Genomic DNA, 19,035 nt, shown 5'->3' on the forward strand with positions numbered 1-19,035 from the left:
ATATTATTTGCTCTTGGTTCTGATTTCACGTTATGGTGAAGGGAAAGAAATGAGGTGAATAAAATGACGCTGTTACAACAACTTGAAATTAAACATCCAATTTTTCTTGCACCCATGGCAGGTGTGTCTACCCCTCAACTTGCAGCCGAAGTTTCTAACCAAGGTGGCCTTGGATCACTAGGATTAGGTGCAAATACGGCTCAAATTGCACGCGAACAGATTTTAAAAACTCAAGAACTCACAGAAAACTCATTTCAAGTTAATTTTTTCTGCCATCAACCCGAACAACTTAATCCTCAAACTTCAGCACAATGGATTGAATATTTACGCCCACAGTTTGAAAAGTTTGGTGAGCAACCTCCTCAAAATTTAAAATGCATTTATCCAAGTTTTCTTGATAACGATGACTTTTTAAATGTTGTCTTAGAAACGAAACCTAAAGCGGTCAGTTTTCACTTTGGCATTCCTCATCCCCATCAAATTCAGGCGTTAAAAGATGCCGGAATTATCACTATGGTTTCTGCTACCAATTTAGTTGAAGCACAAGCCATTGAAGCAGCTGGTATTGATATTATTATTGCTCAAGGTATTGAAGCAGGTGGACATCGAGGAATCTTTAATAAAACCTTTGATGCAGCAATTAAAACTAGCGATTTAGTACAGCTTATTGTAAAACACTGCAAGTTGCCTGTCGTGGCCGCCGGTGGGATTATGAATGGAGCACAAGCGCGGCATATGTTGAGCTTAGGTGCTGCGGCTGTTCAACTGGGAACCGCTTTTGTTCAATGTCGATCATCCAATGCATCTGTTGAATATCGTAAAGCTTTATTTAATGAACCAGTAACACAAATCAGTGCGAGTCTTTCTGGTCGTCCAGCCCGTGGTCTACTGAACCACTGGCATATACAAATTGATTTACCAAATCGCCCTCCTCAACCCGAATATCCATATACCTATGATTTAGCGAAACAGTTAAATGCGATTGCAAGCAAACATCAAGACTATGGATATGGTGCTTTTTGGGCAGGTAGTAATGTATCGCAAATAAGAGAACTAGATGCTGCTGACCTGATTAACCAGTTAGTGGTAGAAATATTAGAAGATGAGTAAGATCTTAAAAAGCCAGTGTAGATACTGGCTTTTTTGTTTAATGAGTTTGCAATAAATTAATTTGCTCGACTTGGACATCGCTCATCAAATTACCTTCAGCCAATAACTGATTAAAATAGTTTTCAACCACTATTGCTTGCTCAGCTGTACTTTCAACTTTATACATATTTTGGCGAAATTCATTACTTGAACGTAATCCTTTTGTGTACCAAGCAATGTGTTTACGGGCAATACGGCACCCTGAATATTCACCATAAAATTGATAAAGTTCTGATAAATGTCCAAGTAACACCTGCTTAACTTCTTCAATATTAGGTGCCGCTAAATGCTCTCCAGTTTTTAAATAATGAGCAATTTCACGAAAAATCCATGGACGGCCTTGAGCAGCACGACCAATCATAATCGCGTCAGCCCCTGTATAGTCGAGCACATATTTAGCTTTTTCAGGGCTATCGATATCACCGTTTGCAATAAGTGGGATATTGATTAATTCTTTGACATGTTTTATCAAATCATAGCGTGCTGTATTTAAATACATGTCTTCACGTGTACGACCATGTAAGGCTAGTGCAGCAATTCCCGCCTCTTCTGCTCTTTTTGCTACTCTTAAAATATTTTCTTGACCATTTAAAAAGCCCAATCGGGTTTTTAAGGTAACAGGAACATCGACAGCAGCGACCACCGTATCAAGAATTCGTGCCACCAAATCTTCATCTTGTAATAAAGCTGAACCTGCGAGTTTATTACATACTTTTTTGGCAGGACATCCCATATTAATATCAACAATTTGGGCGCCATTTGCCACTTGATGACGTGCAGCCTCAGCTAACTGCTCAGGATCAGAACCCGCAATTTGTGCAGAAATCGGAGCAAGTTCCCCATCAAAATTTGCACGGTAGAGGCTTTTCTTGCTCATCTGCAAAGTCTTATCGGCAGTCATCATTTCACTGACTGCATGGCCTGCGCCAAAATACTTACAGAGCGTTCTAAATGGACGGTCAGTGACCCCAGCCATAGGAGCAACGATTAAATTATTTGACAGTTGATAGGGACCAATATACATATATATTCATACAATTGATGATCAACATAGTATACTTCATCCGCTTGATCGGCTCATCTTTTTATGCAGGTGCTTTCCTCGCCATGAACAAACCGTTGTCTTCCCGTTTTTTATTAAAATCATTCGGTATGGTCGCCGTGTGCATGAGTTTAGCTGCTTGTGGTGATAAAGCTTGGTGGTCAAACAATGATGAGCCTGAACTAGAAAGCAAACAGATTAAACGTCTAATTCCATCACGTGTGAATGATCGTGAGTCTTGGGCAAAAGATATTGACGACATTATGAAAGAACTGGATATTCCAAAAAATAAGAAAAATGTCTGCAGTATTATTGCGGTTGTCGATCAAGAGTCGAACTTCGTTGCAAATCCTCAAGTGCCTGGGTTAGGCCAAAAAGCAGTTGAAGAAGTTAGTACGCGTTTAAATGAAAAATTTGAAGATAAGCTTGGCAAAACCGTTGGTGGAACAATTGCTGGTTATTTTGAAGAAGTGCTAAAAACTCAGCCTTCTCCTGATAACAACTATATGAGTCAAATGCGTAAGGTTAAAACCGAAAAAGAACTCGACTTACTTTACCGAGAAATTTTCGACTTCATGGCTAAGCATTACCATGTGAGCGCATTAACGGGTGCAGCTAAATTGGTTGGTCAAGATATTGGCGAGAAAATGAACCCTATTACGACCCTAGGTTCTATGCAAGTCCATATTAACTACGCAAAAGCCAATAAACGTTCAAGCATGAATACTGCTGCACTTCGTGATGACTTATATACTGAATATGGCGGTTTATATTACGGCATACATCGTTTAATGGTTTATCCAGCTAATTATGATAAAGCCATTTATCGATTTGCAGACTATAACTCAGGCATGTATTCTAGCCGTAATGCTGCTTTTCAAAGCATGTTAAAGGACCTAACAGATACAGAAATAAGTCTTGATGGTGATCTACTTCTTTACACAAAAGATGGCGATCCGCGCCCGACTCAGAGCCAGTCAGAAAAAGAACTGATTACCGTATTTGCAAAAAATAATGTATTAGTTACGCCAAGACAAATTCGTGATGATCTTAAATTAGAAAAAGAGAAAAAGTTTGAAAGTACACAAACCTATATTGCCCTGACTAAACTTTATAAAACGAAGACAGGTAAAGAACCTATCTATGCAATTATGCCGCAAGTCGTTATTTCTGGGCCAAAATTAAGTCGTGACTATAATACCAACTGGTATGCAACCCGCGTAAACGGACGATATGAATCATGTATGCAACGAGCGAAACGAATAAGACTATAAAAAGTCTCGCCCTGTTCGATTTTGATGGAACCTTGTGTAGCAAAGACAGTTTTACAGGGTTCATCTTTTATGCTTTGTCTAAGCGCCACATCGTTAAACAAGGCTTGAAAATTCTGCCATGGATTCAAGCCTACTATCTTAATTTTTATCCAGCCCATGCGATGCGTGCCAAGTTATTTCGCAGCATGTTCAAAGATACCTCCGCAATTGAACTGCAAAGATTAGGTGAAGAATACGCACAAGAGCTAGTCTCTGCACTCTCACCTGAACTTTTCGCACAGTTACAGCACCACCAGTTACGTGGTGATCGGGTCGTACTGGTTTCGGCTTCAATTGATGTCTACCTTGCCCCACTGTGCAAGTTACTAGATATCGAATTAATTTGTACTGAAACTCAAATTAAAAACGGCATAGTGACGGGTTACTACTCCACCCCAGATTGTAGTAGTGAACAAAAGAAATTAAGAGTACATCAGCAATATACGCTACAGCATTATCATCAAATTTATGCTTACGGTAATAGCTCGGAAGACCTAGATATGTTGAGTCTCGCGACACACCCATATATGGTGGGTGAAGATCGTGTTTTACCTCGTTTAACACCAGAAAAAAAGCTCGCATAAAGCGAGCTTTTTTAATTTTACAACAATCTAGTAAATCGCCATATGATCACGATGAATCATTTCAAGTGAACGGGCTTCACCAAGCACTTGATAAACCTTATCAGAGGCTAAGCCTTTAATAATCTCAGCAGATCGCGAGCTAAAATTCACTCGCCCCACTGCAATACGTTTACCTTGTTTATCGACACATTCAACCACATCACCACGATCAAAATGCCCTTCAACAGTTTTAACCCCGACAGGGAGTAAACTGCGATGTTTCAATTTAATCGCTTCAATAGCACCATCATCAATTACAAGACGACCTGCTGTCTGTAAATGAGCAGCGAGCCACTGTTGATGAGCAGTCATACGGTCTTTATCTGTCGTAAACAACGTACCTAGCATTTCACCCGCCATCGCACGTGATAAGACATTATCACTTTCACCACTTGCGATGAGCGTTGGACAACCCGACTTAGCAGCTAAACGTGCGGCACGAACTTTAGTCACCATACCACCTCTGCCAAGCACACCACCACCGCCAGCCATTTCGAATAAAACATCGTCCATGGCACGAACAGTAGATAGTAATTTAGCATCAGGGTTATGACGTGGGTCTGAGTCAAACATACCCTGCTGATCTGTTAAAATGATCAGCAATTCTGCATGAACCTGACCTGCAACCATCGCAGCTAAAGTATCGTTATCACCAAAACGGATCTCATCGGTAGATACCGTATCATTTTCATTAATGACTGGAATTACACGCCAATCAATCAAGTTTTGCAAAGCATCACATGAGTTTAAATAACGACGACGGTCCGCCAGATCATCATGTGTCAGTAAAACCTGAGCAGTACGAATACCATGTTCTTCAAGCACACTAGACCAAGTATGAATTAAACCCATCTGCCCAATCGCAGCACAGGCTTGTAGACTGGGTAGATCGGTGGGTCGACTCGCAAGCTTCATACGAACCATACCTTCTGCCACAGCTCCAGAAGACACTAAAATAATTTCGTGTCCGGCATTGTGTAGATCTGCAATCTGTTTCGCCCAATGCGAAATAGCATCCAAATCTAAACCTTGCCCATTGGCTGTGAGTAAAGATGATCCGATTTTAACAACGATTCGTTTACACTCACTGAGCTGACGTTGCCCATCGACCACTTCTATCATGTTTTCCTCGGTTTTCTAGTCACGAACGTAGACGCTTTCTACATCATTGTCGTCTTCATCATCGTCAAAATCATCATCATCGCCTAACATGCCTTCAAGACGTTGTGCTCGACGCATAGCGCGATATGCTTCTTTTGCCGCAATGGTTTGTTCACGTGTTTCAACTTCTAGTTGTTCACGGAAAGCTTTTACTTCTGCTGCATATTCAGGATCTTCAACTTCGCGTTCGCGTTGTTGTTCAAGCTGATCCATGAGGTAATACACAACCTCTTTCGTCCCTTCACTTAATAAGCCCGATGTCTTAAAGACAGGTCCAGTCCACTCTAGTTCATCTAGAATATGCTGACACCACTCTTCACGACTTTCTTCAGCAATCTGATCAAGTTTATTCAGTACTAAAACAACTGGTAGTTTAGCCAAAGTAGGTGAAAACTTAACTAACTCGTTCATAATTGCTTTTGCATTATGCGCCGGATCTGAACCATCAATTGGCTGCACATCAATAATGTGTAAAAGGATACGCGTACGTGCCAGATGTTTAAGGAAACGAATTCCCAAACCTGCACCTTCTGCTGCACCTTCAATCAACCCAGGAATATCGGCCATTACAAATGAACGATGACGGTCAGCATCTACTACACCTAGGTTTGGAACCATGGTTGTAAATGGATAGTCTGCCACTTTTGGTTTTGCAGCACTTACAGCACGAATAAAGGTTGATTTACCAGCATTTGGCATGCCCAATAAACCAACATCTGCCAATACTTTTAATTCAAGGCGAATTTCACGAAACTCACCTTTTATACCTGTCGTACATTTACGCGGAGCACGGTTAGTTGATGATTTAAAGTGGGTATTCCCCAAACCACCGTCACCACCACCTGCAACCAGAATTCTTTGGCCATCTTCAACCAAATCGCCAATAATATCGCCTGAATCTGTATCAACAATTGTTGTACCAACGGGTACTTTTAAAACCACATCTTCACCACCACGTCCAGTACAGTTAGCGCCTGCACCATTCTTTCCGCGCTCAGCACGGAACTTACGTGTGTAACGGTAATCGACTAGCGTACTTGTATCATCATCAGCTTGAATATAGATACTTCCACCACGTCCGCCATCACCACCATCTGGGCCACCAAATGGTACAAATTTTTCACGGCGAAAACTGGCTACGCCATTGCCACCGTCGCCAGCCTCTACGGTAATGACTGCTTCATCAACAAAGCGCATCTGCCAATCCTCTAAAAACTCTAAAACCGCTTATTCTGCCATATTTTCATAAAATTCTCGAATATAAAATGGGACAATTCCTATTTATAACGATCTGTTTTTATATTTAAGTCATCAGAAGCATTTTAGATCCACAAATACAGCCTAAATTGAAAATAAAATGCAGGATGACTATTTAATTTTTAAGGATGAACATTCCGTAGAGGTAAGGTCATTTGCATATCAAGATTTGCTTTTGTTTTTGGAACCGAATTATACATAATGGCATTAAATGAAGAGACATTCCCCATTTCCATAGGATCATTCACTTGTAGACTTGGTTTAAACTGATGTTTAACCGATAAATTTACTGGCTCATCAAATTCAAAATAAACAGGACCATCAAAAACAATTTTAATCGGAATGGTATAACTACGCTTTAACTGAAAAGGCACATCTAACTTTATGGGGATATCAAGTTTAAGTGGAAATTTAGGTAACAACTTATTTTGATAAATTAAATCTGTAGTTGTTTCAAGAGGCATGACCTGATCAATTTTTAGAGTCGTTGTGTAATCAACATTTACTGTAACGGGTGTCTCTATAGCAAAACTGATATCTGCTAAATATTTCCCTTTTAGCGGTAGAGTCAGTTGGCGGTCTATATCCAATGTTGTATCAAGTTTACCAATAGATTGGACTTGCAACGTATTGCCAACCTGAATCTTTGTTTCTAAAGAGTCGGGTAAACTAATATCTGCATTATGAGCCGAAACCACTACATTTGCCTGAATATTGAGATATACCCAAAACATAACAGCGGCAAGTATCATCATTAAAATGAAACTGATGAGCATACTCTTGAGTGAACGAAACATTACCATCCACCCTATTGATCAGCTGTCGTCTGCGACGTTTCTGAACCTAATACCCGATTTAATCGCATACTGGACAGAGGAATTTTTAACTCACCATTTGCGATCTTCACAGGTAAAGTATTTTTCACATCAACCGAAGCATTTAGCGCTGTTTTAACAGGGACACTCAAATTGCCCTCAATTGGAATATTTGTATCTAATCTTGCTTTTAGAGGAATATGTAAATTTTCTTTTAATACTGTCCGCACTGGCGCATCGAATTTCAAATGAACCTTTTGCTCAAGCGGAACATTAATATCAATCGGAACATCAAGTTTTAATGGAATTGATCCCTTTAACGGTAAGGTAATATCACGCCCCAAAACTCTGACTTGCACCTTCGTATCAATTGGTAAATTTTGCTCAACTTTTAATACTTCTTTGACAGGAATTGTTGTGCTAATGGGCACCATATTATCGAAATAAACACGCGGAGTTAATGTTTGTGTTAATGGAATATTCAATTGCTCATCAATTGGAATACTGGCATTTACCCGCCCTTTTACATCCACATTTAAAGCATCTTGTACTTTAACTTTAACCTGTAGGGGTTCTTGCAAGTCAATAGCAACTGCCTGATTCTTCAGTGGAATATAAATATTAAAATGCTTAAACACCCATATTGCAATGAGTACACCACATAAATTGGCAATAATGATGAATATAAAAACGACCAACAAACGTTTAAACTGCGACAATTCCAATCCCTTACTATTTTCTTTTTTTCCTTAATCCATATTCTCATTTATTTACAAAAAATAGTCAGCATATATTTTGTACGGTTGTAAAAAAACCCAGTCTAAACTGGGTCTTTTTGTGAAAATCTTTTATAGATCATTAAATGATCTTAAGCATTCAATTCTGCTGGGATTTTTTTGTAGCTTACGCCGCACATTTGTTCAGCGATACGTAATACCTGACAGCTATAACCTACTTCGTTATCGTACCAAACATAAGCAGTTAAACGGTTACCAGAAGTAATCGTTGCTTGAGCATCATATACACCAGCAGTACGAGAACCGATAAAGTCACTCGATACAACTTCAGTCGAGTTGGTATAACCAATTTGACCTTGAAGGCTAGAGTTAATTGAAATTTGACGAATGTATTCGTTCACTTCTTCACGATCAATTTCTTTATCAAGCGTTAAGTTCAAGATAGCAAGAGATACGTTTGGTGTAGGAACACGTACAGAGTTACCAGTTAACTTACCTTTTAATGCAGGTAATGCTTTAGCAACTGCTTTAGCTGCACCAGTTTCCGTAATTACCATGTTTAAAGTAGCAGCACGACCACGACGATCTGCTTTATGGTAGTTATCAATCAAGTTCTGGTCATTTGTAAATGAGTGAACAGTTTCAACATGACCATTAAGAACTTTATATTTGTCATCCAATACTTTAAGAATTGGAGTAATTGCATTTGTTGTACAACTTGCAGCAGAGATGATTTTGTCTTCATCTAAGATGTCTGTGTTGTTTACGCCAAATACAACGTTTTTCATTTCGCCTTTACTTGGTGCAGTCAATACAACACGTGCAACGCCTGGGCATTTCAAGTGTTGGCTTAGACCTTCAGCATCACGCCATTTACCAGTATTGTCGATTAAAAGTGCGTTTGAAATACCATATTCAGTATAGTCAACTTCACTTGGGCTAGACGCATAAATCACTTTAATGAAGTTACCATTAGCAATGATTGCTTCGTTTTCTTCATCAACAGCGATTGTGCCAGCGAAAGTACCGTGAATAGAGTCACGACGAAGTAAAGAAGCACGTTTTGCTAAATCACCATCAGAAGATTTACGCACAACAATTGCTTTAAGGCTTAAACCACGACCTAGACCTGATTGGCTAATAATCAAACGGGCTAAGATACGGCCAATACGACCAAAACCATAAAGAACGACATCTTTAGGTTGTTCAGAAGTTGCGCTACCTTTGATTGACTCAACTGCTTGAGCAACAAAAGCATCAACATCACCGCCTTTTTCTTTATATTCAACAGCAAGTTTACCGATATCAACTTCTGCAGAACCAATATTTTCAAGCTTAGCTAAAGCTTCTAAAATTGGGAATGTATTTACAACAGAAAGCTCAACGTCTACAACACGTGTACGACGGTGAGTTTTCAAAATTTGGATAACAGAACGGTTAATTAAAGAGCGACCGTAAACAGATACGACAATATTTTTTTCACGGTATAATTGTCCAATTAATGCAATCATACGTTCCGCGATTTCTTCACGGTTTTTCCAACGGCCTTGGTGTTCAGCATGCAGGGCGATGATAGTGTCTTTGCTCACAGATACGTCCTCTAATTAATTATATCTAGGCGTGATTTTTTAAACCCCGTAATTGTAATGGAATTATTGGCAAGAATGAATCAAAAGCTGACGTTAGTGATTAGATTTTCCTAAAATTCATCATAAATTCATAAAATACCTATAATTATTTTTTATTATTTTATTGTTTAAAGCAGCTAAATTTTTGCTTTTTCTTACTTTTTAGATTCTGCTCCTCTAATCAAGCTCATCATTTTTTAATCTTTTTTGATATTTCGCGATGTTGAGCTGCAAATTTTTGGCTTTTTGACGTTGCTGATAAAGGTGAACTGCACCTTCTAAAACTAACACAAATACTGCACACCAAATCGGAATATAAGTGAACCATTCTTCTTGGCCAATACTCTCCCCTAAAACTAAAGAAGCGAGAGCAAGTAATACAGGTTCCAAATATCCTAAAAGCCCAAACACGACTAATGGTAAAAAGCGGCTTGCCAGAATATAACTTCCTAAACCAATAGCACTTAAAATTCCAAGCCCAACAATGACCAAAGCAAGACTCGGTTGGTCTATAAATTTGCTATAAGGAAGTAAACCCGTATGGGTCAAATAAATCGCAATCGGCAGAATAATAACTAAGTCCCACCAAAAACCGCCTAAATTGTCTGTTTTAATGGTCTTACGTAATAAAAAATAGGCAGAATAACCAACTGCAACTAATGCAGTTTCCCAAGCAATACTTCCTAAACGCCAGATCTCATGGCCAACTCCAATGACTGCAAGAATAATTGCGACCCATTGAAATTTTGATATTTTTTCGCCATACAGCACACTTCCAGCCAAGACAAGAACAAGCGGCAACAGAAAATATCCTAAAGATACTTGTAGGCCTCGACCATGCATTGGCCCCCATAAAAACAGCCAAAGTTGTACTGAAGTTAAAATGGAGGTTGTGATTAACAACAATAATAAAGACGGCTTTGCCAAAATACGCTGGTAGATATTTTTTATATACCCTAAATCACCGCTCCACCACATAAACAAAGTGAGAACTGGTAGTGTTGCAATAATCCGCCATCCAAAAGTCTGTTCACTATCAAGCTGACTTAACAATTGAGTATAAAAATAAAGTACACCAAAAGTGATAGATGCCATGACAGACAAGCTCACGCCCTTAAACATCATCACCCTCTTATACTTTAGTAAAAACAGCTCACCACAATACTTGATTTATCCACTATAAAAAAGAAAAAACCATGTAAAAACATGGTTTTTTATTAATCAGACATCTACAGCTATTCTTTATGTTCTGTATGAATAATATCGCGAATATCAAAACCTAATGTTTTTGCATAATTTAGATATTCATCAACCACTTCTTGTTCAGGATGAGGTGTTCTTGATAACACCCAAAGATATTTACGAGAAGGTTCTCCTACTAAAACAGTTTGATAGTCTTCATCTATTTTTAAAATCCAGTAATCTCCACGAATGACTGGAATCCATCTCACAGCTTCCGGTAAGAAACTCACCTTCAATTTCGTGTTGTATGGCGGATTTACGACAAAGGCTTCACCAATAGATTGCTGTAATTGTTTTCTATTGTCATAACAGCGATTATCTACAACCACATTTCCATTTTCATTTAAAGTGTAAGTTGCAGATACGTTATAAGCACATTTTTTTTGAAAAAAAACAGGCTTACGGGCGACCTCATACCAGACACCTAAATATCGGTCCAGTTCAACTTTATAAACGGTTTGCAAAGGTTTCGGCTGAGCATAGACATACGTTCCAACAGCTAAACCAGCCAAAACAACACCGCCCAACGCAATTTTAGCCAAACGCCAACTGGCTTGCGGAACATTATTTCGAAATGCCATTGTTGCCCTCAACGATTAGTTGTGAATACAAAAGAACTCAAATATCTACAGTAGCTTGTTTTTTAAACACATTATGTAGCGTTATGTATTCGTTTATTGCAACATTTGCGCTTTTAATCGAATGATTTCATCACGTATCCGCGCTGCTTGCTCGAACTGTAAATCTTTCGAGGCCTTTAACATATCTTTTTCAAGCTTAGTAATATGCTTACTAAACAGTTTAGGATCTGAAAGAATATGTCTTTCATCGGCACTCAATGCTTGTGCTTGTTCAAGTACTTTTTCATCAATCTCGTCGTCTGAAAGTACCTCACCCGAGTCAATTTCTTTGATGACCTGACGAACAGCACTACGTGGTGTAATACCATGCAGCTCATTAAATTCAATTTGTTTGGCTCTACGACGATCAGTTTCGTCTATTGCTTTTTGCATAGAATCGGTAATTCGGTCAGCATATAAAATTGCTTTACCTTTCACATTACGCGCAGCACGACCAATCGTCTGAATGAGTGAGCGTTCTGAACGTAAAAAGCCTTCTTTATCTGCATCTAAAATAGCAACCAAAGAAACTTCCGGCATATCCAGACCTTCACGTAGCAGGTTAATACCGACTAAAACATCAAATACACCTGTACGTAGTTCATGAATAATTTTGACGCGTTCAACCGTATCAATATCTGAGTGGAGATAAGCGACCTTAACGCCATATTCTTTTAAATAAGAAGTCAGGTCTTCTGCCATACGCTTTGTTAAAGTTGTAATTAATACCCTTTCATTCAAGTTTTTACGAATATTAATTTCAGAAAGAACATCATCTACTTGGGTTAAGACAGGACGAATCTCAATTTCAGGATCGATTAGACCTGTTGGACGTACCACCTGTTCAACGATTTGATCTGACTTTTCTAATTCATATTTAGCAGGCGTGGCACTTACAAAAATGGTCGTCGGTACAATACGCTCCCACTCTTCAAATTTCATTGGACGGTTATCAAGCGCACTTGGCAAACGGAACCCATAATTCACTAAGTTTTCTTTACGTGACCGGTCACCTTTATACATCGCTCCAATTTGCGGAACAGTAACGTGTGATTCGTCAATAATGAGTAAAGCATCTTCTGGAATATAGTCGAATAAAGTCGGCGGTGCTTCACCAGACGGACGCCCTGACAAATGACGCGAATAGTTTTCGATACCATTGGTATAACCCAACTGTTGCATCATTTCCAGATCGTAACGTGTCCGTTGCTCGATACGTTGTGCTTCAAGCAATTTGTCATGTTCACGGAAAAATTTGAGCTGATCTTGTAATTCATCTTTAATTGTATCGATAGCACGGGTCAAATGATCTTTTGGTGTCACATAGTGGCTTTTTGGATAAATCGTTATCCGAGAAACTTTACGAACCATTTTACCAGTTAGCGGGTCAAACCAACGGATTGAATCGACTTCATCATCAAATAGTTCAATACGAATCGCATGTTGATCAGATTCTGCTGGGAAAATATCAATAATTTCGCCGCGAATGCGATAAGTACCACGTAAAAATTCAAGTTCATTACGCGTATATTGCATTTCAACCAATCGGCGGATGATTTCATCGCGACTTACTCGGTCGCCCTCAACCACATGCAGCAACATTTGCATATAAGCATTCGGGTCACCCAAACCATAAATTGCAGAAACCGATGCTACAATAATTGCATCACGACGTTCTAATAAAGCTCGTGTTGCTGATAACCGCATCTGGTCAATGTGATCATTAATGGCTGAATCTTTTTCAATAAACGTATCCGAAGATGGAACGTAAGCTTCTGGTTGGTAGTAATCGTAATAACTTACAAAATATTCAACCGCATTATTGGGGAAGAAAGATTTAAACTCACCATAAAGCTGGGCAGCCAAAGTTTTGTTATGAGCCATCACAATTGTAGGTCGCTGTGTTTGAGCGATCACATTTGCCATGGTATAGGTCTTACCTGAGCCCGTTACCCCTAGCAATAACTGATTACGAAAACCATGCTCGATACCATTGACCAGCTTTTCAATTGCCTGTGGCTGATCACCTGCTGGCTGATAATGAGTGACCAAATCGAAAGGTTGATTTTCGTTCAAAGTTATCTCTCTTTATGAAAAAATTGAATTTAACGTCTCCCCCATTAATGGGGATTTTTATCTTAATTTAAAGTGCAAATTGAGTTGGAAATTCAATGTAAAAGATTAAGCATCTTAACACTTGACCAATACCATAATCAGTTGCAACATGAAGCTATCCATTAAATAAAAAGCATAACCATGACCTATCAATATCATGATGAAAGTATTGTAACCGAACTTCCCGAAGATACAGTTTTTGTATTCGGAAGTAACCTTGCTGGACAGCATGGTAGCGGTGCAGCACGCGTTGCCAGTCAACACTTCGGAGCAGTTGAAGGTGTAGGTCGAGGCTGGGCTGGTCAAAGCTTTGCAATTCCCACCTTAAATGAACATATTCAACAAATGCCTCTTTCACAGATTGAGCACTATGTTGAAGATTTTAAGATATATGCAAAAAATCATCCTAAAATGAAATATTTTGTCACGGCTTTAGGTTGTGGCATCGCAGGTTATAAAGTTTCTGAAATTGCGCCACTGTTTAAAGATATTCATCACAATGTTACCTTTCCAGAATCTTTTAAACCGTATGTTGAAGATAATGCAGTTTCTGAATTTCCGACATTAACTCAAAAGATGGTAAAAAGTTTCATTAATGATGAAGTTATTTTTTACTTTAATCATGGAAGTGAATCTTTTGAAGAAGCCTTAGATAAAACAGATTTATCAAGTGCCGAAAAAGCCATTGCTCTTATTGTTTTAAATGAAGAGCTATACCCTCGGGATCGTTATGGCCGAGGCCGTGATCATGAGCTGAGTGATATTTTAGGAAAGCTCAATGGTAAAATTTTTGACCTGCACGGAAACTCTGAGGGTGCCATGATTTTTGTAAGTGCTGTGGTTGCACTCATGGAACTTTATGATTTTGATGAGCAAGACTTTATCAAACTCTGGCGTGGTGAAAAGAATATTGACCACCCTATTAATCGTTAATTTTTCTTATAAACTTATGAGCTAAGCAGATAATATCTGCTTTCTCATTATTTTATTTTCACTTACATTTAATCTTTATATTTTTAATTATTCTAATAGATTTAAGTTCTTTAGCTTCCCAAATCCTAATTTTTCTCATTATACTTTAAGGCAAACTGAATACTTAAAGAAACATATGGAAACTTTAGATTCTTCAATTTTTGACCTTAGCCCAATTCCAATGTGGATTGAGGATTTCAGTGAAGTTAAACGACAATTTGATTTATGGAGAAATCAAGGTATTGAAAACCTCCATGAATTTTTAAGTAAAAATAAAAACTTAATCAGTGAATGTGCACATAAAATTAAAATCATTCGTGTTAATCAAAAAACATTAGAACTTTTTGAAGCCAGAACTCACGAAGAGCTATATTCGAATTTAAATCTTATTTTTAAAAAAGAAATGTTCGAATCCCATATTTTTGAGCTTGAAGAACTATGGAATGGTAAAACCCACTTTTCAAGTACGACCGTAAATTACACCTTATCAGGCAAACGTATTGATGTTCAGCTAAGAGGCTCAATTTTACCTGGCTCTGAATCGACCTTTGAGCGTGTATTAATTACCACCGAAGACATTACACCCTATCAAAATGCACTTCGTGAGGAAGCAAAAAATCGTCGATTAGCTGAGTCTATGTTTATCTATTCACCCACCTCTCTTTGGGTCGAAGATTTCAGCCGTATAAAAAATAGAATTGATCAACTCAGATTATTAGGTATTGAAGATTTTAGAACGTTTCTAGATGTCCATCCTGAATTTGTCCGTCAGTGTGTAGAAGATATTCTGATTTTAGATGTTAATCAGGCAACTCTTGATTTATTTAAGGCTCCTGATAAGTCGACACTTTTAAGAAATACACACAAGATTTTTGCTGAAGAGATGATTGAAACCTTTCGGGAACAACTCATCGAATTATGGCAAGGTAATATTCATCATAAGCGTGAAGCGATTAACTATGCCTTAGATGGGCAAATAAGAAATGTATTGCTTCAATTTACCGTTTTTCCGGGTTATGAAGACACTTGGGGACTGGTACAGGTTGCACTTACCGATATTACGGCGCGAAAAAAAGCGGAAAACTATCTTGAATATTTGGGGCAGCACGATGTCCTGACCAAACTATATAATCGCGCTTTTTTTACAGAGGAACTTAATCGTTTAAACCGAAGCATTATTCGACCTGTTTCTTCAATTTTCTTAGATATGAATGGATTAAAAGAAACAAATGATCAGTTTGGTCATGATATTGGGGATGGCTTATTGCGCCGCGTCGGAAATATTTTAAGTCAGGCCATTTTAAATACAGCATATACGGCTTCTAGAATAGGTGGCGATGAATTCGTAATTTTAATGCCGGGGGCAGATGAGGCGAATGTTCTAATTATGCTTCAAACCATTCAAGAGCTTTTTAATATCGACAATCAATATTATTCAAGCCACCCAATTAGCATTGCAATTGGACATGCAACAACTCAAGCAAATGAACAAATTGAGGACATGTTAAAGCGAGCTGACCATCACATGTACCAAAAGAAAAAAAGCTACTATCAGGAAATTTTATTTAATCAATAAAAAAACAGGCATATTGCCTGTTTTCGAGATTAGCGTTTTCCCATAGAACGACGAGTACCACGCGGAGGCATCCACGTTCTATCTGCGTATTGCTCTGGTTTTGGACGCACTTGGTTGTGTACCGCGTCGTCGGCTGCATTGCTATCATTCGGCATTGGGAATGGCAATTTCACCAAAGCCTTTTTCTGTTTTGGCTGTTGCTCAGTCATGATTCATTCTCGAAATTTCGATTGCGACCTATTATAAATGATTTTCTCATTTCTTTCTAAAAAAGCTTCAATTGAATAAATATTGCTTAAGATGATTACTAAACTAAACTTTTTTACATCTGAAAAGGTTCACATCCGCAAATTACTTAATTTTTGCGATAAGATAGTATGCTTTTTATTTTTTAATCCCATAAGAGGAATATTGCCGTGGACGTACGTCTTTCTGATCGTGTCAATGCCATCAAACCGTCCCCTACACTTGCTGTAACCAACAAAGCTGCTGAACTTAAAGCTGCTGGCAAGAATGTGATTGGTTTAGGTGCTGGCGAACCAGACTTTGATACCCCTCAACACATCAAAGATGCTGCAATTGAAGCGATTAATAATGGTTTCACCAAATATACGGCTGTAGATGGTACTCCTGGGTTAAAAAAAGCAATTATTGCTAAATTTAAACGCGATAATAATCTTGATTATCAAGCAAATCAGATTTTGGTTTCATGTGGTGGTAAGCAAAGCTTCTTTAACTTGGCACTTGCTCTATTAAACAAAGGCGATGAAGTTATCATTCCAGCACCTTTCTGGGTAAGCTATCCAGATATGGTCATTATTGCTGAAGGTACTCCAGTCATTGTGAAATGTGGTGAAGACCAACGTTTCAAAATTACTCCTGAACAATTAGAAGCGGCTATTACTCCTAACACTCGTTTAGTTGTATTAAACAGCCCATCTAACCCAACAGGTATGATCTATAGCAAAGCTGAATTAGAAGCTTTAGCTGAAGTACTACGTCGCCATCCACAAGTGTTTGTTGCATCTGACGATATGTATGAACCAATTCGTTGGGAAGATGAGTTCTACAACATCGCAACTGTTGCTCCAGATTTATATGATCGTACGATTGTTTTAAATGGTGTTTCTAAAGCATATGCGATGACAGGTTGGCGTATTGGCTATGCAGCCGGCCCAGCAAAAATCATTGGCGCAATGAAAAAAATCCAGTCTCAATCAACTTCAAACCCAACTTCTATTTCACAAGTTGCTGCTGAAGCTGCATTGAATGGTCCTCAAGACGTACTTCAACCAATGATTAAAGCGTTCAAACGCCGTCATGACTTAGTTGTTAATGGCTTGAATGAAATCAAAGGTATTTCTTGCTTGCCTGCTGACGGTGCTTTCTATGCCTATGCAAACATTCGCCCTCTTATTCGTGCAAAAGGCTTAAAATCTTGCACAGAATTCTCTGAATGGTTACTAGAAGAAACTGGCGTAGCAGTAGTACCTGGTGATGCATTTGGTCTAGGCGGTTTTATGCGTATTTCATATGCAACAGCTGACGAAGTACTCGTTGATGCGTTAGCACGTATCAAAAAAGCTGCTGACTCAATTGAAGATGTAGATGCTGCAATTGCTTCTATTGAAGCTGAAAAAACAGCTAAGTAATTTATAATTTTAAAAAGAGGCTTCAACTTCAAGTTGAGGCCTCTTTTTTATGAATAGAAGATTAAAAATTTTATTCGTAGCTACTATTTATGACTCAGCAGAATTAAATAAAGCCATGACCTGTGCCTCAGTCAATTTCTTTGTATCATTTTGAAAAGTATAAAAATCGGGTTTTGAATCAATAAAAATTTCCATATCCAAATTCAAATCTTCTACTGGCTCATTTAAAGAAAATGCATTGATATTGCAGTAACTTTGATCTTTCGTTCTCCAAAAAATTGTTGTTCCACAAGCATTACAAAAACCTCGTTCTCCCCATTCAGAAGAGTTAAAAATACTCAGATGCTTTTGCTGAATAAACTTTAAACTATCTTTGACCACATCAATTGTCATAATGACACCACTAGTTTGTCGGCGGCACATCGAACAATGGCAAACATGCACATCATGATTTTTTAGCTCTACCTCAAATGTAGTCTTACCACATAAACATTGACCGTTCATTATTATTTCCCATTGATAAGTTTTATATTTTTAATTTCATAAAATATTCTGTCTAATTAAAATTTACAAGTTCGTAAACTATAACTGAACTTATCACTTCATTTTTCTAACTTGACAATAGTACTTTTACGTCATAATTTAAAATTAAGTTCCATTTGAGAACTTATAAAATTAAAGGACTCAAAAATGAAAAATCCCATGGAAATGACTGGTCTTGAATTTTTACAAGCGATGATTGATGGCCATATTCCAGCAGCAAGTATTAGTAAAACCATACCTATGCAACCTACTGAAATTTCAGAAGGTTCTGTTACTTTTAAAGCGCAAGCAGATCATAATCATCTAAATCCGCTAGGGGGCGTACATGGTGGTTTTGCGGCTACAGTTTTAGACTCTGTGACTGGCTGTGCAGTACATACGATGTTACCCGCTGGTGTAGGTTACGGAACAATCGATCTTAACGTAAAAATGTGCCGCCCTATTCCAAAAAACCATCCTTTAATTGCAACAGGTAAAGTCATTAACATAAGTAAAAACTTAGGAATTTCCGAAGGAAAGATTATTGATGAGGAAGGTAAACTTTATGCCTATGCAACAGCAACCTGCATGATTATTCGTTCATAGTCATA

At 38.2% G+C, this 19,035-nt stretch carries 17 protein-coding genes and 1 pseudogene; 7 read left to right on the top strand and 11 right to left on the bottom strand.

From position 1 onward, the window contains the following. Nucleotides 1–63 precede the first annotated feature (63 nt). Nucleotides 64–1,110 carry a nitronate monooxygenase gene (locus RMB03_RS18865; protein ID WP_311077251.1) on the top strand — a complete coding sequence of 349 codons (1,047 nt, stop codon included), beginning with the start codon at nt 64–66 and terminating at the stop codon, nt 1,108–1,110. Between the two features lie 37 nt (nt 1,111–1,147). Here RMB03_RS18865 and dusB read toward each other — a convergent pair whose 3' ends face one another. After that, nucleotides 1,148–2,173 (bottom strand): tRNA dihydrouridine synthase DusB, encoded by a 1,026-nt coding sequence (dusB, locus tag RMB03_RS18870; protein WP_017391860.1) that lies wholly within the window; start codon nt 2,171–2,173, stop codon nt 1,148–1,150. An 83-nt stretch (nt 2,174–2,256) separates the two neighbouring features. Here dusB and RMB03_RS18875 point away from each other — a divergent pair, with 83 nt between their 5' ends. Both RMB03_RS18875 and RMB03_RS18880 read left to right on the top strand, forming a co-directional pair. After that, the gene (locus RMB03_RS18875) at nt 2,257–3,465 is read left to right on the top strand and encodes a DUF1615 domain-containing protein (RefSeq protein ID WP_026056191.1); all 1,209 of its coding nucleotides are present in this window, start codon (nt 2,257–2,259) and stop codon (nt 3,463–3,465) included. Beyond that, nucleotides 3,432–4,088, top strand: a complete 657-nt coding sequence (locus tag RMB03_RS18880; protein WP_005038925.1) for an HAD-IB family hydrolase — start codon at nt 3,432–3,434, stop codon at nt 4,086–4,088. Before RMB03_RS18875 ends, RMB03_RS18880 begins: the two co-directional genes overlap by 34 nt. Before the next feature lie 27 nt (nt 4,089–4,115). Here the strand turns inward: RMB03_RS18880 and proB are convergent, their stop codons facing one another. The 8 genes from proB to uvrB form a co-directional block, all read right to left on the bottom strand. Beyond that, nucleotides 4,116–5,249, bottom strand: a complete 1,134-nt coding sequence (gene proB / locus RMB03_RS18885; protein WP_005038923.1) for a glutamate 5-kinase — start codon at nt 5,247–5,249, stop codon at nt 4,116–4,118. Nucleotides 5,250–5,264: 15 nt separating this feature from the next. Continuing rightward, complete coding sequence (gene cgtA / locus RMB03_RS18890; protein ID WP_003650347.1) at nt 5,265–6,485, bottom strand: Obg family GTPase CgtA; 1,221 nt, start codon at nt 6,483–6,485, stop codon at nt 5,265–5,267. 182 nt (nt 6,486–6,667) lie between these two features. Next, on the bottom strand, nt 6,668–7,342 hold the full coding sequence (locus RMB03_RS18895; RefSeq protein WP_003650344.1) for a hypothetical protein: 675 nt from the start codon (nt 7,340–7,342) through the stop codon (nt 6,668–6,670). A gap of 11 nt (nt 7,343–7,353) precedes the next feature. Then, nucleotides 7,354–8,079, bottom strand: coding sequence for a hypothetical protein (locus RMB03_RS18900; RefSeq protein ID WP_004643644.1), 726 nt, complete (start codon nt 8,077–8,079; stop codon nt 7,354–7,356). A gap of 149 nt (nt 8,080–8,228) precedes the next feature. Beyond that, on the bottom strand, nt 8,229–9,686 hold the full coding sequence (locus tag RMB03_RS18905; protein WP_003650341.1) for a glyceraldehyde-3-phosphate dehydrogenase: 1,458 nt from the start codon (nt 9,684–9,686) through the stop codon (nt 8,229–8,231). 216 nt (nt 9,687–9,902) lie between these two features. Then, nucleotides 9,903–10,850, bottom strand: a complete 948-nt coding sequence (rarD, locus tag RMB03_RS18910; protein ID WP_151744632.1) for an EamA family transporter RarD — start codon at nt 10,848–10,850, stop codon at nt 9,903–9,905. A gap of 110 nt (nt 10,851–10,960) precedes the next feature. Then, a complete protein-coding gene (locus RMB03_RS18915; RefSeq protein WP_198495329.1) occupies nt 10,961–11,548 on the bottom strand; it encodes a lipocalin family protein in 588 nt (195 codons plus the stop codon). 93 nt (nt 11,549–11,641) lie between these two features. Continuing rightward, nucleotides 11,642–13,663, bottom strand: a complete 2,022-nt coding sequence (gene uvrB / locus RMB03_RS18920) for an excinuclease ABC subunit UvrB (RefSeq protein ID WP_003650334.1) — start codon at nt 13,661–13,663, stop codon at nt 11,642–11,644. Between the two features lie 180 nt (nt 13,664–13,843). Between uvrB and RMB03_RS18925 the strand changes: the two genes are divergently transcribed. Then, nucleotides 13,844–14,635, top strand: coding sequence for a hypothetical protein (locus RMB03_RS18925; RefSeq protein WP_311077252.1), 792 nt, complete (start codon nt 13,844–13,846; stop codon nt 14,633–14,635). 175 nt (nt 14,636–14,810) lie between these two features. Beyond that, nucleotides 14,811–16,247 (top strand): annotated as a pseudogene (locus tag RMB03_RS18930) (diguanylate cyclase domain-containing protein); the annotation flags it as partial. Between the two features lie 32 nt (nt 16,248–16,279). Here the strand turns inward: RMB03_RS18930 and RMB03_RS18935 are convergent. Beyond that, nucleotides 16,280–16,459 (bottom strand): hypothetical protein, encoded by a 180-nt coding sequence (locus RMB03_RS18935; RefSeq protein WP_045429644.1) that lies wholly within the window; start codon nt 16,457–16,459, stop codon nt 16,280–16,282. 207 nt (nt 16,460–16,666) lie between these two features. On the opposite strand from RMB03_RS18935, the gene RMB03_RS18940 reads away from it, so the two are divergent. Next, nucleotides 16,667–17,902, top strand: a complete 1,236-nt coding sequence (locus tag RMB03_RS18940) for a pyridoxal phosphate-dependent aminotransferase (RefSeq protein WP_311077253.1) — start codon at nt 16,667–16,669, stop codon at nt 17,900–17,902. Nucleotides 17,903–17,989: 87 nt separating this feature from the next. Here RMB03_RS18940 and RMB03_RS18945 read toward each other — a convergent pair whose 3' ends face one another. Further along, entirely contained in the window at nt 17,990–18,406 is a 417-nt protein-coding gene (locus RMB03_RS18945) for a GFA family protein (protein WP_311077254.1), read from the bottom strand. Nucleotides 18,407–18,592: 186 nt separating this feature from the next. Here RMB03_RS18945 and RMB03_RS18950 point away from each other — a divergent pair, with 186 nt between their 5' ends. Then, nucleotides 18,593–19,030: a PaaI family thioesterase gene (locus tag RMB03_RS18950; protein ID WP_045429637.1), complete on the top strand. Its 438-nt coding sequence runs from the start codon at nt 18,593–18,595 to the stop codon at nt 19,028–19,030. Nucleotides 19,031–19,035 lie beyond the last annotated feature (5 nt).

The organism is Acinetobacter sp. V91_7 (assembly GCF_031799075.1).
In the GTDB taxonomy this organism is placed as follows: Bacteria; Pseudomonadota; Gammaproteobacteria; order Pseudomonadales; family Moraxellaceae; genus Acinetobacter; species Acinetobacter calcoaceticus.